Source organism: Clostridium carnis (assembly GCF_054657435.1).
Map to the genome: position 1 here is coordinate 2139156 of NZ_BAAHYS010000001.1, position 24891 is coordinate 2164046.

Sequence of the window (24891 nt, forward strand, 5' to 3'; positions counted from 1 at the left end):
TAAAGGAATGTGTTTTATGAAAAATCAAGTGATTAATATAAATAGTTTAAATAAAAAAATAAATGATAATGTTATTTTAGATAATATTAACCTAGATATTGAGCGGGGTTTAATTTATGGAATTATTGGAAGCAATGGATCAGGTAAGTCTATGCTATTTAAGTCTATATGTGGATTAATTAAACCTACTAATGGAGAAATATTCGTTTTAGATAAAAAAATTCACAATGGAGAATTAGCAGAAGATATAGGTGTACTCATTGAGAAACCAGGATTTTTACCACAATATTCAGGGTTTGATAATCTGAAAATTTTATCATCTATAAATAATAAAATAGATGATAAAGAAATAGAAAAATTTATAAGTTTAGTTGGATTATCTAGCCAAGATAAAAGACCAATAAGAAAATATTCATTAGGAATGAAGCAACGATTAGGAATAGCACAAGCATTAATGGAAAAGCCAAAGATATTAATTTTAGATGAACCTATGAATGGATTGGATGAAGATGGAGTATCATTGATACGTAATATATTATTAGATTTAAAGAAAGATAAAGTTACAATACTTATTTCAAGCCATAATAAAGATGATATTGAAGTATTATGTGATAAAGTATATAAAATAACAGCTGGGAAAATATCTGTTTATTAAATGCAAGGGGGATTTTAAAATAATGAAATTTGGAATAAAAAAATTATCCTTGAAAAGTAAAATAATATTTGTAATATTTACAATATTTATAATATTTAGTATAGTTTTGGGCTTCAAATTTAGAAAGAGTAAAGAAGACTATAATAAAAGACAAGAGATTATTAAAGAAGAAATAAAAGCAAAAATGGAAAAAGAAGGCCTTGTATCTTCTTTTGATTTAATCCAATCATTGGAATCAGATATAGTTAATTCAAAAGAAAAATATAATGAAAAAAAATTTATTATAACTACATTTGTAAATGAGGTTGATATTTCATCTCAAGAAATAAAGATTGTTGGTTCGAGTGATTTAAATGAGAATAACACGGAAAAAATATTTTTCTTATTTAACTCAAGTGAACTAGATAATATAACTAAATTTAAAGAACGTAATGATTCTAAAGCTAATATAGAAGGTATAATACACATCGAATCTGATAAAATAGTTGTAACAGAAAGTAAATTAGTAGATAATAAAAGTAACTTAGATAAGAAAAAAGCTGAAGTTAATTCTAAAACTAGTAATAAAATTCAATTTGAAATAAATGCTTCTGAATTATCGAAAAGTTATTTAGAAGTAGGTGATCAATATGAATCACTCTTTGGAACTTTAAATGGTGAGGTTTTAAGTATTGATAAGGAGGCAGGTAAAAATAAGATTATTATTTTTAAGGGAACAATTGATGTTGTTTGTATTTTTGCTGAAGGCCAAGATGATAAAATAAATAAACTAAAAATAGGTGATAAGATAAGTGTTGATGGACTAGTAGAAAGTAAAACTTCAACTATTAATATAGTTGATGCTATTTTTAGAAGCGGAGTTAAGTAGCAAATATGGAATTGCAAAATCAACAATTAATGGTTGGATTACAGATGTAAAAGAAATTAAAGTAGATGAAAATGAAGTTATGACACTAAAGAAGTTAAAGAACTAAAAAAATAATTGGCTACGCTTTCTGAAAAAGAATGACTGATAATTTAACCACACCTTCTAAGAAACCAATATATTGATATAATACCATAAAATGTTATAATATAAAATAAAAAACATTTAAGGAGGAATTATTTATGAATATTTTAAAAAAAGTTTTTTTAATTTTATTAATGCCACTTATTACTTTATTAATTGTAATAAGTGGAGGGTATAGGGAATCGCCTATATTATTAAACGATTTGTATAAAGATTTAAGGAGATAATGGTAATAAATAGTAATAAAAGATATTATTGTATAAAACAACATGATTATAAAGATTATGTTGTTTTATACAATATGTAAGTAGTATAGATTAAAATACTGAATATAGAAGATTTGTATCTTTATATAAAAATCATTATTAATCCTTGTAATAAACCTATTAAAGCACCTAAAACAAAACCTAAGACCTCTATATGTTTTAACTCTTTTTTAGCTACACTTATTATTATTCTTTCAAGCTCCACTAAGTCAAGTTCATTTATTTTTTCTTCAATAATTTTTTTGATATCTATTTTTTCTTTAGCTTTAATTATTAAATCTTCTCCAATATCATTAATAGCGATGCCTATTTCTTTATCTAATATTTCTTCTATATAAGGTGCAGCCATCATTCTAAAAGGCATAGGAATTAAATTTAATTTTTCATTTACAATAGATTTAATTTTATTAGTTATGTAAACTGTAAAGTTATCTTTTCCATCATCTTTAAGAACTTCCTGTAAAATATCATCAATTGAAATTAATTCATTAGCAATAACTTCTCCAATATTAACTGCAATTTCATTTTTCCTTTTAGGAATTAATCCTTGTATTTCTATATTTAATATAGGAATTTTAATTGGCTTAATAGGTCTAAACATAAGTTTTATAGCTAATATATTAGTTATATATCCAATTAGGCCACCAACTATTACTAATATAAGTACTGTAATTATTTTATTCATAATATCCTCCTAAGTAATATGCTATAGAAGATATTTTATAATTTTTAAATAAAATTTTCAAGATAAATTTGACTAATTGGTACAAAATATTAAAAGTGATTATATAAGTTTTAATTAGTATAAGAATATTAGTAATTAGTATTAAAAAAGTCACGGAATATTTTCCGTGACTTTTATCTTATAACTTAAATGAACTCTTAAGTGAAACTATTCTATTAAATACTAATTTTTCATCAGTAGTGTATTTAGGATCTACATTAAAGAATCCGTTTCTTACTAATTGGAATTTATCTTGAATCTTAGCTGTTTTAGCTGTAGTTTCTTCAATATAACCTTCTAAAACTTCTAATGAGTTTGGATTTATTTGTTCTAAGAAATGTTTACCTTCATTTTCTTCATTATCATCTAAAATTAAAGGTTCATAAAGTCTAAACTCTGCTTTTTTAGCAGTTTTAGCATCTACCCAATGTATAGTTCCTTTAACTTTTCTACCAGTAAATCCTGAACCACTCTTAGTTTCTGGATCATAAGTACAATGTAGTTCTATAACATTTCCATTTTCATCTTTTATAACTTCATTACATTTTATAAAGTAAGCTCCCATTAATCTAACTTCGTTTCCAGGGAATAATCTAAAGTATTTCTTTACTGGAACTTCCATAAAATCTTCTTGTTCTACATAGATTTCTCTTGAGAAAGGGACTTCTCTAGTACCAGCTTCTTCATTTTTAGCATTATTTGCAACTGTTAACATTTCAGTTTGACCTTCTGGGTAATTTGTTATTACAACTTTTAAAGGTCTCATAATAGCCATAGCAGCATGAGCTTTTAATTGTAAATCCTCTCTAATAAAGTATTCAAGCATTTGAGAATCAACAAGTGAGTTAGCTTTTGAAACACCAATAGCTAAACAGAAGTTTCTTATAGCTTCAGGAGTATATCCTTTTCTTCTTAATCCACAAACAGTAGGCATTCTAGGATCATCCCAACCATCAACTACTTTTTCATCTACTAATTGTTTTAATTTTCTTTTACTCATAACAGTATTTGTTATGTTAAGTCTAGCAAATTCTATTTGTCTTGGGGTACTTTCCATTTCACATTCTTTTACTATCCAATCATAAAGTGGTCTGTGGTCTTCGAATTCTAATGTACAAATTGAATGAGTTATTCCTTCAATAGCATCTTCTAATGGATGAGCAAAATCATACATAGGATAAATACACCAAGCATCACCTGTATTATGATGTGTAGCATGAGAAATTCTATATATAATAGGGTCTCTCATATTTATATTAGGAGAAGCCATATCTATTTTAGCTCTTAAAACTTTTTCTCCATCTTTAAATTCACCTTTTTTCATTCTTTCTAATAAATCAAGGTTTTCAGAAACACTTCTATTTCTATATGGGCTATCTTTACCAGGTTCAGTTAAAGTTCCTCTAAATTCTCTCATTTCTTCTGGAGTTAAATCACAAACATAAGCTAAGCCTTTTTTTATTAAAAGCTGTGCTTTATCATACATTACATCAAAGTAGTTTGATGCAAAGTATATATTATCCCAATTACCACCAAGCCATTTAACATCTTCTTTTATAGATTCTACATATTCAGTATCCTCTTTAGTAGGATTTGTATCATCGAATCTTAAGTTAAATTTACCTTTAAATTCTTCTGCTAATCCAGAATTTAAAATTATTGATTTTGCATGACCAACATGTAAATAACCATTTGGTTCTGGTGGGAAACGAGTTATAATTTCGTCGTGTTTTTTATTTTCTAAGTCTTCTATAACAATGTTTCTTATAAAATTTGATGAATTTACTTCATTTGACATATGCATACCTCTCCTGTACAAATTTATATTTATATATTTTTATAAACCGCTTACTTAAATTTTCATTAAATATACCTTTATTATATGTAAATACTTAAAAATAACAATATATATAATAAAATTATTAGTTTTATTATTAATTTTAAACTAAGGGAAAGAAAAAATAAAGAGATACAATGGTAAAAATTATTAAATCTTTTATTGTTATTATAATGTAAAGTCAGAAAATCATTCATGTTGAGAAGAAAGGAAGATAATTTTATATTTAAGTGCATATAATTTTTAAAGAAAAGGATACGTGGACTTTAGTATCAATGTTAACATATGCCACTAATTTTCTCAAGCTTAGATAGAATCGAAACAATAAGTTCAGCAATAGAGATTAGAGGTTTTGGAAATAAAAATAAAAGAACTTGGTATAATTTAAAGGAATTTAAAAAAGATGATTTTTTTGCATTATTTATTGTAATAATATTTTAAAAGTGTATTTATTTTAGTTAAGAAGCTAGAATAAATACACTTTTATTTTAATTTAATTTACAAGGAATTCATAAATTTCAATAAATATGGTATTATTATATTAAGGATTTATTTAAAGGGGGATGGTCATGAAAGAAAAATTTAAAAGCTTTTTTATAGCACTTGGATTATTAGCTATAGCCTTTTGTACTCAATTAGTGGTATCACTGATTGCGGGGGTAGTTATTGCGGTGTCATATATTGTAAAAAATGGGACTACTTCATCAACAGCAGAGCAAGATATTGCTAAAATAGTATTTGCTAATACAAGCTATATTTTACTTATAGCATCTGTAATTACAATATCAATCTTTATTATTATCTATAAAGTAAGAAAAAAGAGGGTATGTGAAGAGATACTTTTAAAATCAACAAAAGGCTATAATATTTTACTTGCAGTTATTTTAGGAATTTCAGTATGGCTTATAAATTCAGGAATATTAAGTAGTGTACAAAATGCAGGGTTTTTAAAAGAATACTTCGAAAGTATGGAAAAAATACTTGCACCATTAGCAGAAACAAATTTATTTGTAAGTATATTAGTTGTAGGAATTGTTGCACCTTTTGCAGAGGAATTTTTGTTTAGAGGAGTTATTTATAAAGCTTTAAGCAAAAATATATCTATACCGTATACAATAATAATACAAGGAATATTATTTGGAATTTATCATGGAAATCTAATACAAGGTGTTTATGCAACTTTTCTTGGAATAGTATTTGGATATGTAACGTATAAAACTAAATCCTTAGTTCCAGCTATTATTATTCATATGGTTAATAATACTGTAGCAACGGTAGCTCCTATACTAATTGGAGAAAATTTAAATACAACCTTAGCATTAAGTGGTGCAATTGTTATAGGAATAATAGGAACTGTATTATCATTATTATTTATAAATAAAAAAAATAGAAATAGTATAGAGGTAGTTGGAATACCTAGATAATTATAAAGATATGTAGGCTATATTTTTTATAAAGCTTACATATCTTTTTTATTTAGAAAAAAATACAATTGAAAAAATAAATAAAAAGAATTATAATAATATTAAATGATAACAAATAATAATAAAAATGTTAAACATAAATGAAAAATAACACATAATGATAATAAAAATAATAAGTATAGATAAAATTTAACATTAATAAGGATGTGAAAAAATGTTTATGGAAGAACGATTAGACTTAATTTTAGAGCTAATAAAAAAAGAAGGAAAAGTTTTAGTAAAAGATTTAAGTGAAAAGTTTAATGTTTCAGAGGGAATGATTCGTAAAGACTTACAAAGGTTAGAGAAACTTGGAGGAATAAGAAGAACTTATGGAGGAGCCATTTTAGAAAGAAAAATCATACATAATGAAAATACAACTTCAAGGGTTATAGTTGAAATAGATACAAAAGAAGATATAGGAGATTTAGTTATATCAGAAATAGAAGATGATGATATTATATTCTTAGATATATCGAGTACAAATTATATTATTGCAACAAAATTAGCAGAAATTAATAAAAGAATTACAATAATAACTAATATGAATAGAATAGCCTTGCTTTTTGATTCTAACAATTTAATTGACGTTATATTTATTGGTGGGAAATATAATAAAAAATTAGGTGGAACTATTGGAATAGAAGCAATAGAGCAAATAAAAAACTATAAGGTTGATAAAGCATTTATAGGGGCTGGTGGAGTTAATATAAAAGATAATTTTATTAGTAACTTTAATTTAGATGAGGCTGGGGTTAAAAGGCAAATTATAAAAAGTAGCAAAAATAATTATTTAGTTATGACAAATGAAAAATTTTATATAGATGGTTCATATAAATTTTCAAGTTTAGAGGATATAGACTATATAATTACGGATTTAGAGCCAGATAGTGCTACAATAGAAAGTTTGAAAAAATACGGGATTAAGGTAAAATATTAATTAAGAAAAGTTATACAAAGGAAGTACAGTACTACTAAAAATAGGAATGTGATTGGAGATAAAATATGATAAAATTTATAGCATCAGATATGGATGGAACACTTTTAAATAAAAATGATGAGATAAATCCAGAGTTTTTTGAGATTTTTGATAAACTAAAGGAAAAAGATATTATTTTTGCAGCTGCAAGTGGAAGACAATATTATAATCTTTTAAAAAGATTTAATAGCATAAAAGACCATGTAATGTTTATAGCAGAAAATGGTACATTTGTAGTTTATAAGGGCAAGGAAATATTAGTAAATGATTTGGAAAAAGAAATAGCTCTAGAGCTTATTGAAATAGGTAGAAAAATAGAAAATTCATATGTAATTTTATGTGGTAAAAAATCAGCATATATTGAGCAAAAAGATGCAAGGCTTATTAAAGAAACAGAAAAATATTATGAGAGATACGAAATAGTTGAAGATTTAACTAAGGTAGAAGACAATATATTAAAAGTAACTATATGTGATTTTTCAGGATCAGAAAGTAATAGTAATAAATATTTTGAAAAATACAGACAAGCTCTTCAAGTAACTGTTTCAGGAGAAATATGGCTTGATATAACAGCTAAAGGTGTTAATAAAGGTGTAGCAATAAATAAAGTTCAAGAACTATTAAATATAAAGCATGAAGAAACAATGGTTTTTGGAGATTATTTAAATGATTTGGAAATGATGGAAAGTGCATACCATAGTTATGCAATGGAAAATGCACATGAAGATTTAAAAAAGGTATCAAGATTTATAGCAAAAAGTAATGAAGATAATGGGGTAGTTGTTGCTATAAAGGAAATAATAAATTTATAATTTAATTAAAGGTAGAAGTTTAAAACAATTTTATATTAAGAATAAACAAAAAATCTCTAAATGAAATTTAATAGGAAATTACATCACTTTAAAGTAAATTTATTTTTTAATATTAATAATCAATTCAATGAACAATATGTAAAGCTGACTATGATTTAAGAATTTATGAGAAAAGGGGAGATACTATGGAATGTCCATTTTGTGGTAGTAGGAAGGTTGAAAGTGGAGAATTAACTTCACTATATGGTTTGACATTTAAAGCAAATTCATCTAGATTTTTGTTTTCAAAGGAATCACCTGTATTGGCGGAAGTATGTTTAAATTGTGGAAGACTTTTTGATTTTAAAATCAAGAATTTAGAGAAGTTTAATAAATAAATTTGAATAGTATAATAAAGTAAAAGGTGGCACAATTGAACCTTTAGTTTATGTAGTGATTCTTGGAGAGACTACAAAAGAGAGATGCTATGAGTTAATAATTAATTATATGAAATAAGGAGTAGGAGAAGTTATTTCTATAAATGGGACAGTAGAGAGAATTGTTATTACACAAATCTATCTACTGTCCCTTCTACACATATTAGAAATATAAAGAAAGTATGTTTCTAATTTATATTAATTGATTTCTCTTTTAAAATAAAACCACGTTCCATCTACTCCAGATAATTCCCAACCTTCTTTTCCAAGAATGTTTAATTTTTCTGTAATATCTTTATTGTATTTGTTTTTATCAGCCCTTAATATACTTTTAAATTCTATATAAATTTGTTCAATTTTATATTCATATTGCTTCATATTGCTTCCCTCCTTAAATTTGAATAATATATATTTATTATACCATTTTTAGAAAAATATTACATTGGAAAGCTGTTTTTTAAATGAAGATTTAAAGATATAATTATTAAATTATAGATAAATTCAAAAAATTACTTATTATAATATATGGTTTATTATGGTAAAATTATAGAATAAATAGGTATTGTGATATAGATAAGGGGGAGTATATTTTGGAATTTAATTATTTTGCAATTATGTCAACAGTAATTAATTTTCTTTTACTAGCCTTAATTCTTATAACTATATATAAGTGTATAAGTAAATTAAGGAATTTTATTAATAAAAATAATGAAATGAATAAAAAGATAGATTATATTTTAAATCAATTAAAAAATAGATGATATAATTTAAAACATATAGGAAAGTAGGTGAAATCTTAATGATGTTAAAGCGAATTAATTACTCGGTGCAGTTTTATATAATCTGATGGTAGATTGTATCGAGATTAATTAATTTACTATCAGAAAACTGCACTAATTTTATTATAAAAAATAATAAGCAAAGGGGAATAAGGTTATGGATTATAATAAATTAAAGCAGATTTGGAAAAATGATGAAGAGATGAGTTTTAAGGGATGGGATTTTTCTTATTTAAATGGTAGATGGGAAGATGAAAATTTACCTTGGGATTATAAAAATTATTTGAAGGATAATTATGAATTACTTGATATGGGAACTGGTGGAGGAGAATTTTTATTATCACTGAAACATTATGTGAATTACAAAAGGAATTAGAACATAATAAGTTTATAGAAAGTTTAGAGCATAGATTTATTCTTATAGGTAGAAATATAAAATAATCATATTAAGGTAAAATAAGGTTTAAACTTAAATAAGTAAAATGATGTCCAGATGTGGACATCATTTTACAATAAGAAACTTACTCAAGTTATTAAAATTAACTTTAATATTTATATTTGAGTATCTTAATAATAATTTAATAGGAGTATTTATTATTTACTTCTTTTTATGAAATAAATTTATACAAGATAAAATACATATAAGGGCAGAACATACTAATTTAAGCCAATTCATATAAAGCCAAAAATTACCGCCTAATACTATGTCAGGTGATGTATTGAATTCATCAACATAAATACCCATATTCCAGAATGTTTTAAGGGATATTACTAAGCAAAGAACACTTAATACAAATATACTTATGTTTATAAATTTACCTTTCACAATTGTTTACCTCCCAATTTAAATTTATATATTTAATAATAACAGATAATTATGAGGGAAAAATAATATTAAAAATTATTAATAAAAAATATAAATATTGGGACAGGGAATCACAGTATATACCTAAAAATAGATTGGTGTAGGAGTAATAAAATAGACTTTGATATTTTAGAAAATGAAATAATAAAATTTGAGTGTGGTAACTCTATGAGGGGATGGAGAATTTTACTTTCTATTATTTATATAAGCTTTCTTAAAAATAAGTATCTATGGATAAAAAGATCTAATAATAAATAACATTAAAATTAGACCTTTTTTATATTAAAGGCGAAATTTTATTTTTTTATAGAATTATTATTTTTCTTATTTTCTAAAAGTATTGAAATAGTTGCAATAATAAAGGCGATTGAAGCAACTATAAGGAAAGGTTTTACTTTATTAGATACAACAAATGTTAATATTAGCGATGTAATACAAAGTGGTATCATATGCAAATTTTTATCTTTTAGATTCATAAAAATCACTCCTTTCTATAAAAATTATAATGTTACTGTATATAATTATATCATTAATTAAAAATATTATTTATATAAATGGATAGTATTGACATAGAAATTTATAAGTATATAATAAAAGTGTATTAAAAATGAATAATTTGCTAGGGGTGCCAAATGGCTGAGAAATATTTAATATTAACCCTTTTACCTGATCTGGATAATGCCAGCGTAGGAAAGCTTTTAAATATAATTTTGTATTTATATATGTGAACTATACAGCTATATTCTAGATTAGAATATAGCTGTTTTTTTTATAAAAATAATGAGAGGAAGTTTAAGGATGAGTAATTACAAGATACCGACATTAACAATAGCAGGATCAGATTCTTCAGGAGGAGCAGGAGTACAAGCTGATTTAAAAACTTTTAGTGCAATAGGAACTTATGGCATGAGTGTTATAACTGCAATAACAGCACAAAATACTCAAGGTGTTTTTATGGTAGAGAATTTAAGCAAAGAAATTATAAGAAAACAAATAGAAGTTGTTTTTGATGATATAGAACCATTAGCAGTGAAGATAGGAATGGTATCAAGTCCAGAAATAATATTAGAAATAGTAGATACATTAAAAAAATATAATCCTAAAAATTTAGTTATAGATCCAGTTATGATTTCTAAAAGTGGTTATTCACTTTTACAACCAGAGGCAAAGGCAAATTTAGTAAAATATTTAATTCCAATGGCCTATATAATTACACCTAATACATTAGAGGCTGAAGAAATAACAGGAATAAAAATAAATACTATAGATGATATGAGAGAAGCTGGATTAGAACTTTTAAAACTTGGACCTAAATATGTTTTAATGAAGGGCGGACATTTAGAAGGTGATGCTGTAGATTTACTTATAGGACAAGATGTATTTAAAGTGTACAAGCAAGAAAGGCTAGATAGAAAAAATACTCATGGTACAGGTTGTACGCTTTCTTCAGCTATAACATCACATTTAGCTTTAGGATATGATATTGAAAGGGCTGTTGAATTAAGTAAAGAGTATATAACAGAAGCTATTAGAAATAGTTTTGATATAGGAAAGGGTGTTGGGCCAGTACATCATTTTTATAGGATAGATAAATAAAACTATGATATAGAAAATATGAAAAACAGCTTGGGGGTAGAGAGTATGTATAAATTAATTAATAAGGTAAAAGAATTAAACCCATTAGTATTACATTACACAAATGAAGTTACTATAAATGATTGTGCAAATATAACTTTAGCATTAGGAGCTAGTCCATTAATGAGCTATTCTTATGAGGAAGTAGATGAAATAGTTAGTATAGCAAGTGCTGTTGTTATAAACATAGGAACAATGAATTCAAATAGATTAGAATTATTTGTTAAAGCAGGTAAAGCTGCAAATAAATATAATAAGCCAGTTATATTAGATCCAGTAGGAGTTTTTGCTACAAAAACAAGAGCAGATTTTACTAATAGATTATTAAATGAGGTAAAATTTGATGTTATTAAAGGAAATATAGCTGAAATAAAGTATATTAGTGGGTTTGATGTAAGAGGAAAAGGTGTTGATTCTTTTGATGATGGAGAAGATATATCAGAAATAATTAAAAAGATATCTAAAAAGTTAGATTCTGTAGTTGTTGCCACAGGAAAAGTAGATTTTATAAGTAATGGAGAAAAAGTAATTAAAGTACTTAATGGATCTGAAAAGCTTAAAAGCATAACAGGGACAGGCTGTATGACTGGAAGTTTGATAGGAAGTTACTTAGGTACAGGCTATGATAAATTAGAATGTGCAGCAATGGGAGTTTTAACAATGTCCTTAAGTGGGGAGTTAGCAAGTGAAATTAGTAAAGGCATAGGAGACTTTAAGGTTAATTTAATGAATAATATATATTTTTTAACTGCAGAAAAAATTAGAGAACAAGGAAGGATTAAGTAATATGAAGTTTACAGATTATTTATTTGAGGAAGTAGAAGAAATATGGGAAGGATATTTAAATCACCCATTTGTAGAAGAAATAGGAAAGGGTATATTAAATAAAGATAAGTTTAAATATTATCTTATACAAGATTATTTATATTTAAAAGAATATGCAAAAGTTTTTTGTATAGGAGTAGTTAAATCTAGAACTATGAAGGAAATGAAGTTCTATTATGATTCAATAAAAGGTACTATGGAAGATGAAACAGCAGTTCATATTAAATATTTAGAGGGCTTTGGAGTAAAGCCTATAGAAGCAGAAAAGTGTGAATATAATTTAGTTACATCAAGTTATACAAGCTATATGCAAGGAATAGCTTTGACAGGAGATATTAAGGAAATAGCTATAGCTGTTATGCCTTGTACATGGAGTTATAACTATATAGGAAATAAGTTGAAAGAACAATATTTAGAAAATCTAGAAGATAATTTTTATAAGGATTGGATTGAAGTTTATGGTTCTAAAGAGTTTGATGAATTTACAAATAACTGGATAGATTATATTAATGAATTATGCAGTAATATTGAAGATTATGAAAAAGAAAAATTAAGAGATATTTTTATTAAAGCAAGTAAATATGAAATGGAATTTTGGAATATGGCATATCAGGAAAGGACAGAAGAATAAGATGGTTATTTTAGTAGGAATTATATCAGTTTTAATAATTTTATTATATTTTATTGATTTAAAGAGAAATAGATTATCAACAAAAACAATGGTAATTACAGCTATGTTTAGTGCAATAGCTTATATATTATATTTAATTCAATTTATAAAATATCCTCAAGGTGGAGGCATAACCTTATTTTCTACATTACCAATTATGTTAATTGGGATATTATTTGGAAGGACTGCAGGAGTTACAGGAGGATTAATATTTGGATTATTTAAATTATTAAATGGAGCAATGATAGTGCATCCAGTTCAATTTTTATTAGATTATATATTAGGTTCTATGGCTTTAGGAGTATCAGATATTTTTGGTACAGATAGTAAAGGAAAGATAATATCAGGATGTTTTTTTGCATCTATGTTAAGTGTATTATTTTCAATAATATCAGGAGTAATCTTTTTTGCACAGTATGCACCAGTTGGAATGAACCCATGGATATATTCATTTATATATAATTTTACAAGTGCGGGAGTAGAAGGGATAATAACAACAGCCGTTGTTGCACTAATTCCAATTAAAAGATTAATGAAGATAAGTAATGTAAATTAAGCAATAAAATAGGAGATAGAGAATGGAGAGTTTAAAGTTATATCTAGTTACAGATTCAGAAATATTAAAGGATCGAGATTTTTATTACTCTATAGAAGAAGCATTAAAAGGTGGAGTAACTATGCTTCAGCTAAGGGAGAAGGAGAAGAGTGGAAAAGAATTTTTAGAAAAAGCTATAAAACTTAGAGAATTAACTAAAAAATATAATGTTAAATTTATAATTAACGATAGAGTAGATATAGCATTATTATGTGATGCTGATGGAGTTCATGTTGGACAAAGTGATATACCAGGAAGCTATGTTAGAAAATTAATAGGAAGTAATAAAATACTTGGAGTATCAGCAAGAAATGTAGATGAAGCTAAAAAGGCTAAGGAAGATGGGGCTGATTATATAGGGGTTGGTGCTATGTTTGGAACTAACACTAAATTGGATGCAAAACATGTATCAATAGAAACATTAAAAGAAATTAAAGATAAAGTTTCAATTCCTATAGTTGCAATAGGAGGATTAACTCTTAACAACATTGATAATATTAAAAAAGTTAATATAGATGGATATGCAGTAGTATCGGCTATATTAAAAAGTGAAAATATAAAAAAAGAATGTGAAATGTGGATAAATTGCGTAAAATAGCACTTGATAATATGGAAAAATAATCCTCTATATGATATAATAAATAAAACAAATGATAAACCGTGTACAGTTTAAAAGGTGCACGGTTTTTACTAATGTAGTAGATGAATTAGTAAAAACTACTATTGATTTATAAAAGAAAAAGGAATATATTTTATAATATGTAAAATAGTTTATTATTTAGCATAAACCTTTTAAAACTAAAATATATTAGAAAAGAAAATAAATTAAATAAAGGAGTTAAAAAAGTGAGTGATAATAGAGGATTAGAAGGGGAAGTAGAAAAAATAAAATTTAATGAAAAAAACATAAGATTTAATAAAAAGTATCTTAAGATAATAATCCCAGTAGTTGTGATTTTAGTAACCTTTATTGGATGGTGGAGTTTTACGAGTATTAAGTTAGTTAAAAGCTATGCAGAAAAAGTATATCCATCAGTTTATATTTTAGATGAAGATGTAAGTGGAAAAAATAAGGACGAGCTTAGCAATGCTATTGAAACAATGATGACTAATATAAGTAATAAAAAACTTAATGTTAAAATTGGAGAAAATAATTTTGCGGCTACGTATAAAGATTTTGAGACAAGCATAGATTTAGAGGGTTTAAAAAAGGAAATAATGGACTATGGAAAAGATAAAACATTTTTTGAAAAACTATCATTGATAAAAAAAGCAGAAAAAAAGCAATATGAAATCTCTCTTCTTTATAGTGATGATAAAATAAATGGATTTATAGATAATATAGCATCTAATGTAGATGTAGCAGCTAAAAATGCTTCTATAAGTGTAGATGGTGGGAGTATAGCTGTATATGATGGAGCAAATGGTTTAAGTTTAAATAAAGAACAAGTAGCAAAGGACATTAAGGGTATTTTAGGCAACTCAAAAAGTGAAGAAATATCAACAATTAATTCTGAGTTACAAGTTGTAGAGCCTAAAATAAAAACAGATGCATTAAAAACTGTAAATCAAAAAATAGGTGGTTATACTACACATTATCCAGCAGGTCCAAGTGGGCATAATATAGAAATAGCTGCTAGAGCAATAGATAATATATTATTAATGCCAGGAGAAGAATTTTCTACAGAAAAGGCAATTGGTCCTACTACACCAGAATATGGTTATTTAGAATCTAATACTTATGTTAATGGAAAAGTAGTTAAAGGATATGGTGGAGGAGTATGTCAAGTTGCTTCAACATTATATAATGCTGAATTAAGAGCTGGAATATTACCAACAGAAAGACAAAATCATATGATGACTGTTTCATATGTTCCACTAGGTTTAGATGCTACTTTAGCAGATGGTGTTATAGATTTAAAATTCAAAAATGTATATGATTTTCCAGTAGTTATAAATGCTTATGCTGGAGGAGGCGCTTTATCAGTTGAATTATGGTCAAATGGAGATGCTACAGAAGGAATAAGATATGAACCAAAGAGTTATGCTAATGGATTATATGCAGATACTTATTTATATGGTTATAATGCTAATGGTGAAAAAGTTTTTGAAAAGTATATAGATAATAGTAGATATCAACCTTTTAATTAAAAATAGTTATCTTATAAAGATGGTATAAGTTTTATTTCAAATAACTTACACCATCTTTTTTGTTTATTGGTATAAGTTTTAGACTAAGAACAATAAAAAGTTATAAAGCATATTATATTCAGTAAAGTAATATAAGCAAGTAGGATAAGAGGAGAAAATGTACACAAAAGGAGATTTTCATTTGCATACAAAATCATCAGATGGTGAATATTCAGCATTTGAAGTAGTAAAAATGGCTAAAGATAATGATTTAGACATAATAGCTATTACAGATCATAATAATACAGATTCAATAGATGAAGCAAAAAAAGCAGGAGAAATATTAGGGGTAAAAGTATTACCAGGAATAGAATTATCCACTAGATATAATGGAAAGAAGATTCATATATTAGGATATTTTTTTAGTGATGTATATAATGAAGAAGAATTTCAAAATTCTTTAAGACTTATTAGAAATCATGATATAGATGGATTAAAAGATTTTCTTTTAGGAAAAGTATCAGTAAAAAAAGATGTTGAAAGAAATAGAATAGATGTTACTACAGGAATAGAAATTTTAAGATATTTTGGAGCAATAGTTATATTGGCACATCCAATAAAAATAAAAAAATATCTTTTAGATGAAATATTAAAATTAAATTTTCATGGAATTGAAGCTAAATATTTTAAAAATACTTATGAAGAAACGGAAAAGTTTATAAAAATAGCAGAAGAAAATAACTGGATTTACACTGCAGGTTCTGATTTTCATACAGATAAAAAAGTAGATAAACGTCATGGAATTATTGGCGAAGTATTTTTAACTGAAAGTGAAATAGAAAAATTTATAGCTTATAAAGAAATAGCGAATATTGGCACTTGTTAAAAGTAGTAACATGTGTTAATATACGAATATAATTTAAAAATATCTCGTATATTTATCGGAAATATGGTCCGAAAGTTTCTACCTGCTAACCGTAAATAGGCAGACTACGAGGGGTTGCGCTTTAAAGTTATAGATATTTTATATTTATATATCTATTATAAACTCAACACCTCAAGTTTATTGGGGTGTTTTTACTTTATAAAATTATACTATACTTTATAGGGGGAACGGAAAATTGAAAGTAACAGAAGAACTTTTAGAAGAAAAAGAAAATACTAGTAATAGTGAAGAAATCCAATTGAATTATGGTATTGATGATAATCCTAGTATGCTTACAAAAATATTATTAGGGTTTCAACATATATTTGCAGCCTTTGGAGGAATAATAGTTGTGCCAATAGTTATATCAGGTGCATTAGGCTTTGATACAAAAACTTCTACGGCATTACTAAGTGCTGCTATTTTAGGAGCTGGAGTAGCTACAATTATACAAGCTATGGGTATATGGAAAATAGGCTCAAAGGTTGCATGTATTCAAGGAACATCATTTACTTTTGTACCACCAGCTATTTCAGTTGGATTATCTTTAGGAATTCCAGGAATAATAGGTGCTAGTATTTTAGGTGCTTTTGTAGAAATAATATTAAGTTATTTTATAAAACCTTTAATGAAGCTATTTCCACCACTAGTTACGGGAACAGTTGTATGTTTAATAGGATTAACTTTATTACCTGTATCTATAGATTGGGCAGCAGGTGGAGTTGGAGCTTCTGATTATGGTAGCTTAAAAAATATTGGAATTGCAATGTTTGTTATGATAATTACATTATTACTAAATAGATATGGAAAAGGACTAGTAAGTAGCGCTTCTATATTAATAGGAATGGTTATAGGTTATATTGTTTGTATTCCTTTAGGAATGGTAGATTTTTCAACAGTAGCACAAGCTTCTTGGATTTCATTCCCTAAGATATTTGAATATGGTGTAACTTTTGATTTTAAGGCATTATTAGCATTTACACCAGCGTATATTGTAACAGTTATTGAAACAGTTGGATGTTTAAAGGCAGTAGGAGAAGTTTCAAATATTAAAATGAAAGATAGTAGAGTTGGAGCTGGAGTTTTAGCTGATGGAGTTGGAAGTATAGCAGCAGCAGCTCTTGGAACATTCCCAAATACAGCATTTAGCCAAAATATAGGACTAATTCCATTAACTAAGGTAGCAAGTCGTTATGTTGCTATAATGGCTGGAGTTATGTTAATGATAATTGGATTATTCCCTAAATTTGCAGCTATAATTAATATAATGCCTCAACCAGTATTAGGTGGAGTAGGTATAGTAATGTTTGGAACAGTTGCAGCAGCAGGTATAAAAACATTAAGTAGAGTTAAAATGAATAATCGTAATCTTTTAATAATAGCAACAGCAGTTGGATTAGGTTTAGGTATAACTTTTAGACCAGATTTTATAGGGCAACTTCCAGAAAGCTTAAAGATGATTTTTTCATCAGGTATTTCAACAGGAACTATAGTTGCACTTATATTAAATTTAGTTTTAAAAGAAGAAAAAGAAAATTAATATTGTAGAAATTTACATATTAGATTTATAGTTTTTAATAAGATGAAAAATTAACATTAAAGATAAAGTAAGCAGATGAGTGATTTATTCATCTGCTTATTTTTAAGTTTAAAATAAGTAAGCTTCTAATAAGTTATTTATATATCTATTTTTAAGGTTAAATAATAATGAAATTTTAGTATTATAATCTTAATTTTAGATAGTATTAGTAATAGTAGCTTTATTGACTTTTATATAAAATATAAGATATGATAACAAAAAAAGAGAATAAATTAAGTAAAGGATTGGCAGTGAGTATGGAAAAGGAAAAACTATATAGTATTATAAATAAAATTGACTCACTTGATAAAGAGGCAATGGAAAAGGCAAAAGTGAAGGTAGATTCATTGGCAAAGCCTTTAGGAAGCTTAGGAAGACTTGAAGAAATTGCAATAAAGCTTTCAGGAATAACAGGAAATATAAAAAATTATATAAATAAAAAATGTATAATTATATTATCTTCTGATAATGGATTAGTGGAAGAAGGAATAGGGTCAGCACCACAATATGTAACTTTAGCTCAAACAATAAATTTTTCTAAAGGTCTTACAGGTGTAGCTGTATTAGCAAAGGAAAATAATACAGATTTAATGGTTGTAGATGTTGGAATTAATACTGATAAAAAAATACCTGGAGCAATAGATAGGAAAATTAGAAAAGGTACTAATAATATAGCAAAAGGTCCTGCAATGACTAGAGATGAATGTATAAAAGGTATTAATATAGGAATTGAAATGGCTAAAAAAGCAAAGGATAACGGATATGATATTATTGGTGTTGGAGAAATGGGAATAGGTAATACAACAACAAGTAGTGCGGTATTAATAGCGTTAACAGGCTGTGAACTTAATAAAGCAGTTGGTAAAGGTGGAGGAATAACTAAAGAGAATTTTGAGAAAAAGAAAAAAGTTATAGAAACTGCTCTTAAAATTAATAAACCAAACCAAGAGGATATTATAGATATAATATCGAAGGTTGGAGGCTTTGATATAGCAGCAATGGTTGGAGTTTTTATAGGTGCAGCATTTTATAAAATTCCAGTAGTAATAGATGGATTTATTTCAGCAGTTGCAGCTTTTGCAGCAGTAAAATTAAATCCATTAATAAGAGAATATTTATTATCATCCCATTACTCAAAGGAAATTGGGTATAATATTATAATGGAAGAAATGAATTTAATACCAATGATAAACTTAGATATGAGATTAGGTGAAGGTAGTGGATGTCCAATAGCGTTTTCTATTGTTCAGTATGCATGTGCAATGATGAATAATATGGCTACCTTTGAAGAGGCAAAAATAAATCCAGATTATATAGAAAAAATAAGAGATGAAGATTGTTATATAGTATAAATAAAATATTAAAAAATTTTTTTGCTTATATAGGGCAAGGATATAAAGGAGTGTTATTATGGAATTAGGATTAATTCATATATATTGTGGAAATGGAAAAGGAAAGACAACAGCAGCAATGGGTCTTGGAATGAGAGCAGCAGGAAGAGGGAAAAAGGTTTTATTAACTCAGTTTTTAAAAGACCATGATTCAGGAGAATTAAAGTCAATAGAAAAACTTAGTGAAAACTTCCATGTGTTTTTTGGAATGCCTATGAAAAGATTCTTTAATTATTTAAGTGAAGAAGATAAAAATGAAGTAATAAAAGAGCATAGAGAAAGATTTAAAGCTGTTACTAAAAAAGCAGTAGAGGAAAATTATGATTTATTAATTATGGATGAAACAATGGCATCTTTAAATTATGGAATATTAGAACTTGATGAAGTTATAAATTTCCTTGAAAATAAACCAAAGGGGTTAGAGGTAGTTTTAACAGGAAGAAACCCAGATAAAAGACTAGTTGAAATAGCTCATTATGTTTCAGAAATAAATCCAATAAAGCATCCATATGTAGATAGTAAAATTCCATCAAGAATTGGTATAGAGAAGTGATTTATTTAGTTGTAGGTGGATCAAAAAGTGGAAAATCATCTTATGGTGAAAGGTTAGCTAAAGAGTTAGATAATGAAAAAAATAATTTATATTATATAGCAACAATGAATCCATATGATTTAGAAGATTTAAAAAGAATAGAAAATCATATAGAAGAAAGAAAAGATTATGGCTTTAAAACTATAGAAAAATTTAAGAATATAGAAGAAATTATAGAGGAAATAAATAATAAAGAAAAGATTCTATATAAAACAAATAGTACTAAATATATAGAAAAAGTAAATAGCAAAAAAGAAGAATCTTTAGATAGGGTAGATATTAAAAAGTGTGTAATATTTATAGATAGTATAACTTCTTTATTAACAAACGAAATGTTTGATGGGAAAAACTATAATAAATTTGCCTTTGAAAAAGTTTTAAAGGGGTTAAATTTAATATTAGAAAGTTCAAAGGATACAGTAATAATATCAGATTACTTATTTAGTGATGGAATAATATATGATTCATACACAGAAGATTTTAGAAAAGCTTTAGGAAAGATAAATAAAGAACTAGCCACTATAGCAAATGTTGTAGTGGAATGTTCTTTTGGAAATATAATTATTCATAAAGGAAAGGAGGAAAGTGCTTTTGAAAAAGTATATAAAAGGATTTCTAATGGCAATTAGCATGTTTACAATAATTCCTCTGCCTTTTTATAAATGGGATGAAGAAGGAGCTAAAAATATATTGAAATTTTATCCTATAATTGGGTTAATAATAGGATTACTTTGGTATGGAGTATTTAAACTAACTTATATTTTAGACTTACCATTAATGTTAAAAGCAGCACTAACTATGGTTTTCCCATTTATAATAACTGGAATGTTACACCTTGATGGATATATGGATGTATGTGATGCGCTTCTTTCTAGACGTGATAAAAAAGAAAAAATTAGAATATTAAAAGATCCAAATACAGGAGCATTTTCTGTAATAGCATTAGCATTACTTTTTATATTACAATTTGCATCAATTTATACAATTGTAGAAAAATACAATAATCCATTAATGTTAATTTTAATACCTATAATGTCTAGAGGATTAATGGGCTTTATGTTATTACACAAAGAAAGTATGAAGGAAAGTTCTTTAGGAGCTTACTTTAAAAATGGAACAAGCATAATAGATAAGATTTTAGTTTTAGCTTCAGTCTTTTTAGCAAGTATTATATCAATACTAATATTAGACATAAAAGGTGCAATTATTTCCCTGGCAATAATTTTATCAGCAGTAATATTTGTAAATAATAGCACAAAACAATTAGGTGGAATGTCAGGAGATAGTGCAGGTTATGGATTAGTAATTTCTGAATTTATAGGAATGTTTTTTTTAGCTATTTTATAAGAAATAGAGAAGAGGTGCTAAGTTGATATTAATAATTGGTGGAGCTTATAATGGAAAACTAGATTTTGTAAAAGAGACCTTTAATGTAGAGGATAAAGATATATTTTTTTGTAATGAGGGAAATATAGATTTTTCTAAAAATGTTATTTGTGGTCTACATAAATTTATATATTATAATAGAGAAAGTGCTTTTAATATTATAAATGAAAATTTAGAAGCTTTAAAAGATAAAATAATTATATGTGATGAAATATCTTCAGGAATAGTTCCATTAAAAAAAGAAGAAAGACAATGGAGGGAAGTAACAGGAAAGGTTCTGCAACTTTTAAGCAAAAATTCTAATAGTGTTTATAGAATATTTTGTGGACTTCCTATGGTAATTAAAGATGAATAAATTAGAACTTTATTTAATAAGACATGGAATGACTAAATGTAATGAAAAAAAACTTTACTGTGGACATAGTGACGTATCTCTAAGTGAAAATGGAATAATAGCTTTAAAGAAAATTAAAAAAGATATTTTAATAAAAGAGTGTGAAAGGTATTTTACAAGTGGATTTAAAAGAACAAATGAAACTTTAGAAATTCTTTTTAAAAAGTTAGAATATAAAGTTATAGCTGGATTTTCAGAGTATAATTTTGGCGATTTTGAAATGAAATCCTACAATGATTTAAAGGAAGATAAAGCTTATATAAATTGGATAATGGACAATGTTGGAGATGTTAAATGTCCAAATGGTGAAAGTAAGGCTGAATATAGAAAAAGAGTAGAAGATACCTTTAATAGCTTTATAGAAAAGCTTTATAAGGACAATGTAAATTCAGCACTTTTAGTAACACATGGAGGAACTATAGGAACTATTTTAGAAATATTTTATGATAATAGTAAAAATTATTATGACTATCAACCAAAGTGTGGATGTGGATATAAGTTAATTATAGAAAATAAAGAAAATAATAAATATAAAATAAAAGAAATAGAGAAAATAGGCTGGTAAATTATATGATGGAATTAACAATAGGCTTTATATTAGATTTAATAATAGGTGATCCCCAAAACCCATTTCATCCTGTTAGAATAATAGGAAACCTATGCAAAAAATTAGAAACCATATTTAGAAAAATACTTAAAAATAATTTGAAAATTGCAGGATTTTTAACTTGGATAATAGCAGTTTTAGTAGTTATTTTATTTAATTATTATCTTTTGTACTTTGCATATAAGATAAATAACATTTTAGGAATTATATTAGGTGGAGTATTAATATATTTCTGTATTTCTACTAAGGGGTTAAAGGTAGAAGGACTAAAGGTAATTAAATATATAATAAACAATGATATTGAAGGTGCAAGAAAACAGCTATCTTATATTGTTGGAAGAGATACAAATAGTTTAGATAAAACTCAAATAATTAGAGCTGTTATAGAAACTGTAGCTGAAAATTTATCTGATGGAGTTATAGCTCCATTATTTTATGCCTTTTTAGGTGGAGCACCACTTGCAATGGGATATAAGGCAGTAAATACAATGGATTCAATGTTTGGATATAAAAATGATAAATATAAAGATTTTGGATATTTCCCAGCTAAGCTTGATGATGTATTTAATTACATACCAGCAAGATTTACTGGAATACTTATTATTTTTGTATCATTTGTTTTAAAGTTAGATTATAAAGGAAGCTTTAGAATATATAAAAGAGATAGAAATAACCATAGTAGCCCAAATAGTGCTCATCCAGAAGCAGCTGTAGCAGGTGCTTTAAATATTATGCTTGGAGGAGCTAATTATTATTTTGGGAAATTAGTTAAAAAGCCAACTATAGGAGATAATATAAAAAAGATAGAGCTAGAGGATTTATATAAAACTAACAACATATTATATGGAGTAGCAATTACTGCTTATATAATTTTTATGTTATGCAAACTTTTATGGAGGATAATTTTATGAGTAGCGTAGTTCATGGTGGAAATGTAAAAGAAATATCAAGAAAATATGGAATTAATCCTAAGGAAATAATAGATTTTTCAGCAAATATAAATCCATTGGGAATAAGTGATTTGGTAAAAAATGCTATGATAGATGCTATTGATAAAATAGAAAAATATCCAGATATAACTTATTATGATTTAAAAAATTCAATAGCAAAATATGAGAATATAGATAGTGAAAATTTAGTTTTAGGAAATGGTGCAGCAGAAATTATATTTAATATAGTAAGAGCATTAAAGCCAGGAAAGGTACTACTTAAAGCACCTACCTTTGGTGAATATGAAGAAGCTATTTTATCAGTTGATGGAGAAATTAAGTATCACTATTTAAAGGCAGAAAATAATTTTAATTTAGATAAAAGTATAATAGAAAAAATAGATAATACTATAGATATGATATTTATTTGTAATCCTAATAATCCAACTGGAGGTTTAGTAGAAAAAGAGCTTATAAAGGATATTGCAAAGAAAGCATTAGAAGTTAATGCAATTTTAGTAGTAGATGAATCTTTTTTAGATTTTTTAGATAATGAAAGTGAATTTAGTTGTATAAGCTTTTTAGAAGATTATAAAAATATAATAGTAGTAAAATCTTTAACTAAGTTTTTTGCAATTCCAGGAATAAGAATAGGCTATGGTATAACTAAAAATAAAGCTATAGTTAACTTAATAAATAAAGTGTCAGTGCCTTGGAGTATAAATATTATTGCAGAAAATGGAGTAATTGCAGCTCTTAAGGATAAAGATTATATAGCTAAATCAAGAGAATTTTTAAATAAAGAAAAACTATATTTATATAATGAGCTAAATAAAATAGAAGAAATTTCAGTTATAAAGCCATCTGTAAACTTTATAATGTTTAAGGTTAAAAATAATAAAAGTATTCAGGAAGAACTTATAAAGAAAGGTGTTTTAATTAGAAAATGTGAAAATTATAATGGTTTAGATAGCTCATATTATAGAGTTGCTGTAAGAACAAGAGAAGAAAATGAAATATTATTAAAATCACTTAAGGAAATAGTAAAGTAGTTAAATAAAAGAAATAAAATAAATAAATAAAATAAAGAAATAAAATAAAGAAATAAAAGAAGTAAAATAAGTAAAATAAGTAAAACAAACAAATAAAAGAAATAAAATAAATATAGAAAATTTAAAAATTAAATAACAAAAGTTATGATATATTGACATAGAACAAGTATTCTAATATAATCAATGTGAATTTATAACATAATAGGTGTTTTTATAAGCTTAATAGGGAATCAGGTTTATTCCTGAGCTACCCCAGTAACCGTGTAACTGACGAAATCTATAAATGCCACTGCTTAATTTGCGGGAAGGTTAGAGTGTAGGATGAAGTTAAGCCGGGAGACCTGCCTAATATGTCAAACTATTATCTTCTGAGGGT

General features: G+C 26.0%; 31 protein-coding genes, 1 pseudogene and 3 riboswitches. Of the genes and pseudogenes, 27 read left to right on the plus strand and 5 right to left on the minus strand.

The window, feature by feature from the left end; all coding sequences use genetic code 11:
- Nucleotides 1-16: 16 nt before the first annotated feature.
- From ACYQ1T_RS10285 to ACYQ1T_RS10300, 4 genes are all read left to right on the plus strand, one after another.
- On the plus strand, nt 17-655 hold the full coding sequence (locus tag ACYQ1T_RS10285; protein ID WP_459834555.1) for an ABC transporter ATP-binding protein: 639 nt from the start codon (nt 17-19) through the stop codon (nt 653-655).
- A gap of 22 nt (nt 656-677) precedes the next feature.
- Nucleotides 678-1523 carry an OB-fold protein gene (locus ACYQ1T_RS10290; protein ID WP_459834556.1) on the plus strand — a complete coding sequence of 282 codons (846 nt, stop codon included), beginning with the start codon at nt 678-680 and terminating at the stop codon, nt 1521-1523.
- Nucleotides 1495-1629, plus strand: coding sequence for a hypothetical protein (locus ACYQ1T_RS10295; protein ID WP_459834557.1), 135 nt, complete (start codon nt 1495-1497; stop codon nt 1627-1629). Before ACYQ1T_RS10290 ends, ACYQ1T_RS10295 begins: the two co-directional genes overlap by 29 nt.
- Nucleotides 1630-1762: 133 nt before the next feature.
- Entirely contained in the window at nt 1763-1891 is a 129-nt protein-coding gene (locus ACYQ1T_RS10300) for a hypothetical protein (protein WP_459834558.1), read from the plus strand.
- 121 nt (nt 1892-2012) lie between these two features.
- Here ACYQ1T_RS10300 and ACYQ1T_RS10305 read toward each other — a convergent pair whose 3' ends face one another.
- Nucleotides 2013-2615 (minus strand): DUF445 domain-containing protein, encoded by a 603-nt coding sequence (locus tag ACYQ1T_RS10305; RefSeq protein ID WP_459834559.1) that lies wholly within the window; start codon nt 2613-2615, stop codon nt 2013-2015.
- Between the two features lie 178 nt (nt 2616-2793).
- Complete coding sequence (locus ACYQ1T_RS10310) at nt 2794-4452, minus strand: glutamine--tRNA ligase/YqeY domain fusion protein (RefSeq protein WP_459834560.1); 1659 nt, start codon at nt 4450-4452, stop codon at nt 2794-2796.
- 324 nt (nt 4453-4776) lie between these two features.
- Between ACYQ1T_RS10310 and ACYQ1T_RS10315 the strand changes: the two are divergent.
- The 5 genes and pseudogenes from ACYQ1T_RS10315 to ACYQ1T_RS10335 form a co-directional block, all read left to right on the plus strand.
- A pseudogene (locus ACYQ1T_RS10315) lies at nt 4777-4926 on the plus strand (energy-coupling factor transporter transmembrane protein EcfT); the annotation flags it as partial.
- A 134-nt stretch (nt 4927-5060) separates the two neighbouring features.
- Nucleotides 5061-5915: a CPBP family intramembrane glutamic endopeptidase gene (locus tag ACYQ1T_RS10320; protein WP_459834561.1), complete on the plus strand. Its 855-nt coding sequence runs from the start codon at nt 5061-5063 to the stop codon at nt 5913-5915.
- Nucleotides 5916-6129: 214 nt separating this feature from the next.
- The gene (locus ACYQ1T_RS10325; protein WP_459834562.1) at nt 6130-6894 is read left to right on the plus strand and encodes a DeoR/GlpR family DNA-binding transcription regulator; all 765 of its coding nucleotides are present in this window, start codon (nt 6130-6132) and stop codon (nt 6892-6894) included.
- Between the two features lie 65 nt (nt 6895-6959).
- On the plus strand, nt 6960-7745 hold the full coding sequence (locus ACYQ1T_RS10330) for an HAD family hydrolase (RefSeq protein WP_459834563.1): 786 nt from the start codon (nt 6960-6962) through the stop codon (nt 7743-7745).
- Between the two features lie 185 nt (nt 7746-7930).
- Nucleotides 7931-8122, plus strand: a complete 192-nt coding sequence (locus ACYQ1T_RS10335) for a hypothetical protein (RefSeq protein WP_459834564.1) — start codon at nt 7931-7933, stop codon at nt 8120-8122.
- Between the two features lie 237 nt (nt 8123-8359).
- Here ACYQ1T_RS10335 and ACYQ1T_RS10340 read toward each other — a convergent pair whose 3' ends face one another.
- Nucleotides 8360-8539: a hypothetical protein gene (locus ACYQ1T_RS10340; protein ID WP_459834565.1), complete on the minus strand. Its 180-nt coding sequence runs from the start codon at nt 8537-8539 to the stop codon at nt 8360-8362.
- A gap of 212 nt (nt 8540-8751) precedes the next feature.
- Between ACYQ1T_RS10340 and ACYQ1T_RS10345 the strand changes: the two genes are divergently transcribed.
- Entirely contained in the window at nt 8752-8922 is a 171-nt protein-coding gene (locus ACYQ1T_RS10345) for a hypothetical protein (protein WP_459834566.1), read from the plus strand.
- A gap of 175 nt (nt 8923-9097) precedes the next feature.
- Nucleotides 9098-9316 carry a hypothetical protein gene (locus ACYQ1T_RS10350; protein WP_459834567.1) on the plus strand — a complete coding sequence of 73 codons (219 nt, stop codon included), beginning with the start codon at nt 9098-9100 and terminating at the stop codon, nt 9314-9316.
- Nucleotides 9317-9538: 222 nt separating this feature from the next.
- Here the strand turns inward: ACYQ1T_RS10350 and ACYQ1T_RS10355 are convergent, their stop codons facing one another.
- Nucleotides 9539-9766 (minus strand): hypothetical protein, encoded by a 228-nt coding sequence (locus ACYQ1T_RS10355; RefSeq protein ID WP_459834568.1) that lies wholly within the window; start codon nt 9764-9766, stop codon nt 9539-9541.
- A gap of 335 nt (nt 9767-10101) precedes the next feature.
- On the minus strand, nt 10102-10281 hold the full coding sequence (locus tag ACYQ1T_RS10360) for a hypothetical protein (RefSeq protein WP_459834569.1): 180 nt from the start codon (nt 10279-10281) through the stop codon (nt 10102-10104).
- A 135-nt stretch (nt 10282-10416) separates the two neighbouring features.
- Nucleotides 10417-10515, plus strand: a riboswitch (TPP riboswitch).
- A gap of 88 nt (nt 10516-10603) precedes the next feature.
- Here ACYQ1T_RS10360 and thiD point away from each other — a divergent pair.
- The 16 genes from thiD to cobD all read left to right on the plus strand — a co-directional run bounded on the left by thiD (nt 10604) and on the right by cobD (nt 24515).
- Entirely contained in the window at nt 10604-11401 is a 798-nt protein-coding gene (thiD, locus tag ACYQ1T_RS10365; protein WP_459834570.1) for a bifunctional hydroxymethylpyrimidine kinase/phosphomethylpyrimidine kinase, read from the plus strand.
- 45 nt (nt 11402-11446) lie between these two features.
- Nucleotides 11447-12226 carry a hydroxyethylthiazole kinase gene (gene thiM / locus ACYQ1T_RS10370; RefSeq protein WP_459834571.1) on the plus strand — a complete coding sequence of 260 codons (780 nt, stop codon included), beginning with the start codon at nt 11447-11449 and terminating at the stop codon, nt 12224-12226.
- A gap of 1 nt (nt 12227) precedes the next feature.
- On the plus strand, nt 12228-12896 hold the full coding sequence (gene tenA, locus ACYQ1T_RS10375) for a thiaminase II (protein ID WP_459834572.1): 669 nt from the start codon (nt 12228-12230) through the stop codon (nt 12894-12896).
- A 1-nt stretch (nt 12897) separates the two neighbouring features.
- Entirely contained in the window at nt 12898-13491 is a 594-nt protein-coding gene (gene thiT / locus ACYQ1T_RS10380) for an energy-coupled thiamine transporter ThiT (protein ID WP_459834573.1), read from the plus strand.
- Between the two features lie 22 nt (nt 13492-13513).
- Complete coding sequence (gene thiE / locus ACYQ1T_RS10385) at nt 13514-14128, plus strand: thiamine phosphate synthase (protein ID WP_459834574.1); 615 nt, start codon at nt 13514-13516, stop codon at nt 14126-14128.
- Between the two features lie 248 nt (nt 14129-14376).
- Nucleotides 14377-15681 (plus strand): VanW family protein, encoded by a 1305-nt coding sequence (locus ACYQ1T_RS10390; protein WP_459834575.1) that lies wholly within the window; start codon nt 14377-14379, stop codon nt 15679-15681.
- Between the two features lie 157 nt (nt 15682-15838).
- Entirely contained in the window at nt 15839-16546 is a 708-nt protein-coding gene (locus tag ACYQ1T_RS10395) for a PHP domain-containing protein (RefSeq protein ID WP_459834576.1), read from the plus strand.
- 24 nt (nt 16547-16570) lie between these two features.
- Nucleotides 16571-16673, plus strand: a riboswitch (purine riboswitch).
- Nucleotides 16674-16874: 201 nt separating this feature from the next.
- Nucleotides 16875-18125, plus strand: a complete 1251-nt coding sequence (locus ACYQ1T_RS10400; RefSeq protein WP_459836514.1) for a nucleobase:cation symporter-2 family protein — start codon at nt 16875-16877, stop codon at nt 18123-18125.
- A gap of 296 nt (nt 18126-18421) precedes the next feature.
- Nucleotides 18422-19516, plus strand: a complete 1095-nt coding sequence (gene cobT / locus ACYQ1T_RS10405) for a nicotinate-nucleotide--dimethylbenzimidazole phosphoribosyltransferase (protein ID WP_459834577.1) — start codon at nt 18422-18424, stop codon at nt 19514-19516.
- A 58-nt stretch (nt 19517-19574) separates the two neighbouring features.
- Nucleotides 19575-20108 (plus strand): cob(I)yrinic acid a,c-diamide adenosyltransferase, encoded by a 534-nt coding sequence (locus ACYQ1T_RS10410; protein WP_459834578.1) that lies wholly within the window; start codon nt 19575-19577, stop codon nt 20106-20108.
- On the plus strand, nt 20105-20776 hold the full coding sequence (locus ACYQ1T_RS10415) for a bifunctional adenosylcobinamide kinase/adenosylcobinamide-phosphate guanylyltransferase (protein WP_459834579.1): 672 nt from the start codon (nt 20105-20107) through the stop codon (nt 20774-20776). Before ACYQ1T_RS10410 ends, ACYQ1T_RS10415 begins: the two co-directional genes overlap by 4 nt.
- A complete protein-coding gene (locus ACYQ1T_RS10420; RefSeq protein WP_459834580.1) occupies nt 20733-21494 on the plus strand; it encodes an adenosylcobinamide-GDP ribazoletransferase in 762 nt (253 codons plus the stop codon). The genes ACYQ1T_RS10415 and ACYQ1T_RS10420 overlap by 44 nt, the downstream gene beginning before the upstream one ends.
- A 22-nt stretch (nt 21495-21516) precedes the next feature.
- Entirely contained in the window at nt 21517-21888 is a 372-nt protein-coding gene (locus tag ACYQ1T_RS10425) for a bifunctional adenosylcobinamide kinase/adenosylcobinamide-phosphate guanylyltransferase (RefSeq protein ID WP_459834581.1), read from the plus strand.
- Nucleotides 21881-22492: a histidine phosphatase family protein gene (locus ACYQ1T_RS10430; protein ID WP_459834582.1), complete on the plus strand. Its 612-nt coding sequence runs from the start codon at nt 21881-21883 to the stop codon at nt 22490-22492. Before ACYQ1T_RS10425 ends, ACYQ1T_RS10430 begins: the two co-directional genes overlap by 8 nt.
- A gap of 5 nt (nt 22493-22497) precedes the next feature.
- Entirely contained in the window at nt 22498-23445 is a 948-nt protein-coding gene (gene cbiB / locus ACYQ1T_RS10435; protein ID WP_459834583.1) for an adenosylcobinamide-phosphate synthase CbiB, read from the plus strand.
- Nucleotides 23442-24515: a threonine-phosphate decarboxylase CobD gene (gene cobD / locus ACYQ1T_RS10440; protein WP_459834584.1), complete on the plus strand. Its 1074-nt coding sequence runs from the start codon at nt 23442-23444 to the stop codon at nt 24513-24515. Before cbiB ends, cobD begins: the two co-directional genes overlap by 4 nt.
- A 186-nt stretch (nt 24516-24701) precedes the next feature.
- A riboswitch (cobalamin riboswitch) is annotated at nt 24702-24878 on the plus strand.
- Nucleotides 24879-24891 lie beyond the last annotated feature (13 nt).

Coding starts and splice junctions, on each gene's coding strand:
- ACYQ1T_RS10340 (WP_459834565.1), bottom strand. CDS start 8,539: ATGAAGCAATATGAATATAAAATTGAACAAATTTATATAGAATTTAAA.
- tenA (WP_459834572.1), top strand. CDS start 12,228: ATGAAGTTTACAGATTATTTATTTGAGGAAGTAGAAGAAATATGGGAA.
- ACYQ1T_RS10330 (WP_459834563.1), top strand. CDS start 6,960: ATGATAAAATTTATAGCATCAGATATGGATGGAACACTTTTAAATAAA.
- ACYQ1T_RS10360 (WP_459834569.1), bottom strand. CDS start 10,281: ATGAATCTAAAAGATAAAAATTTGCATATGATACCACTTTGTATTACA.
- cobD (WP_459834584.1), top strand. CDS start 23,442: ATGAGTAGCGTAGTTCATGGTGGAAATGTAAAAGAAATATCAAGAAAA.
- ACYQ1T_RS10310 (WP_459834560.1), bottom strand. CDS start 4,452: ATGTCAAATGAAGTAAATTCATCAAATTTTATAAGAAACATTGTTATA.
- ACYQ1T_RS10335 (WP_459834564.1), top strand. CDS start 7,931: ATGGAATGTCCATTTTGTGGTAGTAGGAAGGTTGAAAGTGGAGAATTA.
- thiD (WP_459834570.1), top strand. CDS start 10,604: ATGAGTAATTACAAGATACCGACATTAACAATAGCAGGATCAGATTCT.
- cobT (WP_459834577.1), top strand. CDS start 18,422: ATGGAAAAGGAAAAACTATATAGTATTATAAATAAAATTGACTCACTT.
- ACYQ1T_RS10325 (WP_459834562.1), top strand. CDS start 6,130: ATGTTTATGGAAGAACGATTAGACTTAATTTTAGAGCTAATAAAAAAA.
- ACYQ1T_RS10410 (WP_459834578.1), top strand. CDS start 19,575: ATGGAATTAGGATTAATTCATATATATTGTGGAAATGGAAAAGGAAAG.
- ACYQ1T_RS10295 (WP_459834557.1), top strand. CDS start 1,495: ATGCTATTTTTAGAAGCGGAGTTAAGTAGCAAATATGGAATTGCAAAA.
- ACYQ1T_RS10285 (WP_459834555.1), top strand. CDS start 17: ATGAAAAATCAAGTGATTAATATAAATAGTTTAAATAAAAAAATAAAT.
- ACYQ1T_RS10290 (WP_459834556.1), top strand. CDS start 678: ATGAAATTTGGAATAAAAAAATTATCCTTGAAAAGTAAAATAATATTT.
- thiT (WP_459834573.1), top strand. CDS start 12,898: ATGGTTATTTTAGTAGGAATTATATCAGTTTTAATAATTTTATTATAT.
- cbiB (WP_459834583.1), top strand. CDS start 22,498: ATGATGGAATTAACAATAGGCTTTATATTAGATTTAATAATAGGTGAT.
- ACYQ1T_RS10400 (WP_459836514.1), top strand. CDS start 16,875: ATGCTTACAAAAATATTATTAGGGTTTCAACATATATTTGCAGCCTTT.
- ACYQ1T_RS10430 (WP_459834582.1), top strand. CDS start 21,881: ATGAATAAATTAGAACTTTATTTAATAAGACATGGAATGACTAAATGT.
- ACYQ1T_RS10305 (WP_459834559.1), bottom strand. CDS start 2,615: ATGAATAAAATAATTACAGTACTTATATTAGTAATAGTTGGTGGCCTA.
- ACYQ1T_RS10320 (WP_459834561.1), top strand. CDS start 5,061: ATGAAAGAAAAATTTAAAAGCTTTTTTATAGCACTTGGATTATTAGCT.
- thiM (WP_459834571.1), top strand. CDS start 11,447: ATGTATAAATTAATTAATAAGGTAAAAGAATTAAACCCATTAGTATTA.
- thiE (WP_459834574.1), top strand. CDS start 13,514: ATGGAGAGTTTAAAGTTATATCTAGTTACAGATTCAGAAATATTAAAG.
- ACYQ1T_RS10395 (WP_459834576.1), top strand. CDS start 15,839: ATGTACACAAAAGGAGATTTTCATTTGCATACAAAATCATCAGATGGT.
- ACYQ1T_RS10350 (WP_459834567.1), top strand. CDS start 9,098: ATGGATTATAATAAATTAAAGCAGATTTGGAAAAATGATGAAGAGATG.
- ACYQ1T_RS10300 (WP_459834558.1), top strand. CDS start 1,763: ATGAATATTTTAAAAAAAGTTTTTTTAATTTTATTAATGCCACTTATT.